This window comes from Modestobacter sp. SYSU DS0875 (genome assembly GCF_054050915.1).
In genome coordinates this window covers 1-3,151 of the sequence record NZ_JBJHAH010000059.1, presented here as the reverse complement: position 1 = coordinate 3,151, position 3,151 = coordinate 1, and the positions used below count along the sequence as shown (strand labels likewise).

Here is a 3,151-nt window from a genome sequence, read left to right as displayed (position 1 = left end):
ATCACCGGGGTCTCCAGCGCGGCGTCGTCGACCACGCAGGCGCTGGGGCAGACCCGGCAGGCGGTCGACGAGCTGTCCCGGATGGCCAGCGACCTGCGGGGGAGCGTCGCCCGCTTCACCTACTGACGCACCGTGCCCGGCTCCGGCCGTCGTCCCTCAGCCCGGGGGCGGCGGCCGTTCGCCGTCCCGGAGGCACCCCCGTCGAGTGAGGCGCCATCGAGTCGGGCATGACCGAACGCGGTTGGGTCATTGCTCTGCGTGAAGGGATGCCGCACGGGCGTCCCCGGCGTCAGTCGTGGAGGGCACCACCGTGAGCACCCCGTCCGTCCGGTCCCGTCTCCGGGACCTCTCCATCAGCACCAAGGTCCTCGCCGCCGTCGGAGGGGCGGTGCTGGTGGCCGTCCTCGTCGGGCTGCTGGGCCTGCGCAGCCTCGGGCACACCGCCGACGCCACCGATGCCATGTACCGCGACGAGCTGGTGGGCACCGCCGAGGTGGAGGAGGTCCGGTCCCAGTTCTTCGCGGTCCGCCTGGCCGGCACGAACTACGCCGTCGCCACCGACCCGGCCGACCGTGAGGACTACCTCGCCGCTCGCGAGGCGGCCTACCAGGGCCTGGCTGAGGCCGCCGAACGCTACCTGGGCACGCACCCCTCGGAGGCGGGCCGCGAGCTGATCGAGCAGGTGCGGGACGGGATGGTGGAGTACCGGCAGGACATGGTCGAACTCGACGCACTGGCCGACGCCGGTGACCTCGCCGCCTGGTCCGAGGCCCGTGAGACCACCGTCGGCCCGCTGGCCACGGAGATCATCGGCTGGATCGACGAGCTGGCCGCCCAGCGCCAGGCCAACGCGGCGGCGACCGCGGAGACCGCCGCCGCCGAGTACCGGGACACCCGGCTGGTGCTGGTCGTGGTGATCGTCGCCGGCGCCGTGCTGGCCCTGGGCGCCGGTGTCCTGGTGGCCCGCACGATCACCCGCGGGCTGCGCCGGGTGCAGGTGGTCGCCGAGGGGCTCGCGGCCGGTGACCTGACCCGCACTGCGCAGGTGCAGTCCCGGGACGAGGTCGGCCGGACGGCGGCCGCGCTGGACGGCGCCCTGGCCGAGCTGCGGTCGGTGATGACGTCGGTCGTCTCCTCCGCGGATGCGGTGGCCGCGTCGTCGGAGGAGCTGAGCGCGTCCTCGGCGCAGATCGCCGCCTCGGCGGAGGAGACCGCGGTGCAGTCCGGGGTGGTGTCGACCGCGGCGGAGGAGGTCTCCCGCAACGTCGGCACCGTGGCCGCGGGCGCGGAGCAGATGGGTGCCTCGATCAGGGAGATCAGCCAGAACGCGAACGAGGCCGCGCGGGTGGCGACCCAGGCGGTGACCGAGGCGCGGTCGACGACGGAGACGGTGGAGAAGCTCGGTGTCAGCTCCCGGGAGATCGGTGCGGTGGTGAAGGTGATCACCTCGATCGCGGAGCAGACGAACCTGCTGGCGCTGAACGCCACGATCGAGGCGGCGCGGGCCGGGGAGGCCGGGAAGGGGTTCGCGGTGGTGGCCAACGAGGTGAAGGAGCTGGCGCAGGAGACGGCGCGGGCGACGGAGGACATCGCGCGGCGGGTGGAGGCGATCCAGGGCGACACCTCCGGTGCTGTCGCCGCCATCGGCCGCATCTCCGAGGTCATCGGCTCGATCAACGACTTCCAGCTGACCATCGCCTCGGCCGTGGAGGAGCAGACCGCGACGACGAACGAGATGTCGCGGTCGGTGCAGGAGGCCGCGGGTGGGTCGACGGAGATCGCGGCGAACATCACCGGGGTCTCGAACGCGGCGTCGTCGACCACGCAGGCGCTGGGGCAGACCCGGCAGGCGGTCGACGAGCTGTCCCGGATGGCCAGCGACCTGCGGGGGAGCGTCGCCCGCTTCACCTTCTGAGCCGGCCTGGCCCACTGCTGGGGAGCCCACCACGAGGCCCCGGCCCGCCATTCCGGGGACGGGGCCTCGCGGCATGTCGTCCCGTCGTCGGGCGACAAGTCTCGAGTCGACAAGGCCGCACGAGGAAATGGTCGTCCGGCGAATTGCCCGACGTTCGGAGGAACGGTCGCGTCGCGACGGAATGGGCGTTCCGTGGTTGTGAGGATGGCGCAGTACCCACCCATCTGCACGGCGACGAAACGGACAGTTCTGCGATGACGACGACGAAGGCCGTGGCCCAGGGCCCCCGGCGGTGGCTCGGTGACCGGGGGATCCGGACCCGCATCTACGCGTTGAGCGCGTTGCTGCTCCTCGGGCTGGTCGCCGCGGCGGCCACCGGCATCTCCGGCGCCGCCCGCGTCAGTGACCTCAACGCGCGGGCCACCGAGGCCGTCGGGGTCCAGCGGGCGGTCGAGAACGCCCGGTACGACCTGCTGTGGGCGGCCAACTGGCAGAACATCACCGCCTGGCGGGCGCGCGTCGACGGCGGTGCCGCGGCGGCCGACCCGAACGGCGACAACGTGCCGAACTACCGGGACGGCGCCACCGGGTTCGAGGAGCTGTTCTCGCTCGACCGGGACCTGCTGGACGCCGATGGGCGGGCGAGTCTCGACGCGATCGAGACGAACTGGGCCGCGATGAGCGACTTCAACGACCAGATCTTCGCGCTGTGGGCACAGGACCGCCTGGACGAAGGTGACGCGGTCTCGACCGGGGACAAGTGGGACGTCTTCTACGTGCTCGACCAGGCGATGACCGACCTGGTCGGCTCCGTCGACGCCCGGGTCGCCGAGACCCGCGCCGAGGCGGCCGAGGCCGAGTCGGCCACCGCCCGCACCACCCTCCTGGTGGCCGGCGGCGCGCTCGCCCTGGGTGGTGCGTTCGCCTTCGTCGTCTCCGGTGGCATCGCGCGCGGCGTCCGTGAGGTCCACGGCGGCCTGGTGCGGTTGGCCGGCCGTGACCTCACCGTGCGGCTGCCGGTGCGCGGCCGGGACGAGCTGGGCCAGATGGCCGAGGCGCTGAACGACGCGGCCACGACCATGTCCACGACGATCGCGGAGATCATCGTCTCGGCGGATGCGGTGGCGGCGTCGTCGGAGGAGCTGTCGGCGTCGTCGGCGCAGATCTCGGCGTCGGCGGAGGAGACCTCGGCGCAGTCCAACGTCGTCTCCTCCGCGGCGGAGGAGGTGTCCCGGA

At 73.0% G+C, this 3,151-nt stretch carries 2 protein-coding genes and 1 pseudogene; all 3 read left to right on the top strand.

Going from position 1 to position 3,151, the window contains the following annotated elements; all coding sequences use genetic code 11:
• Positions 1–126: pseudogene (locus ACI79Y_RS19570) on the top strand (methyl-accepting chemotaxis protein); the annotation flags it as partial.
• A gap of 184 nt (positions 127–310) precedes the next feature.
• Positions 311–1,915: a methyl-accepting chemotaxis protein gene (locus ACI79Y_RS19565; RefSeq protein WP_457160089.1), complete on the top strand. Its 1,605-nt coding sequence runs from the start codon at positions 311–313 to the stop codon at positions 1,913–1,915.
• A 254-nt stretch (positions 1,916–2,169) separates the two neighbouring features.
• On the top strand, positions 2,170–3,151 hold a 982-nt coding region (locus tag ACI79Y_RS19560; protein WP_457160088.1), incomplete at its 3' end, for a HAMP domain-containing protein.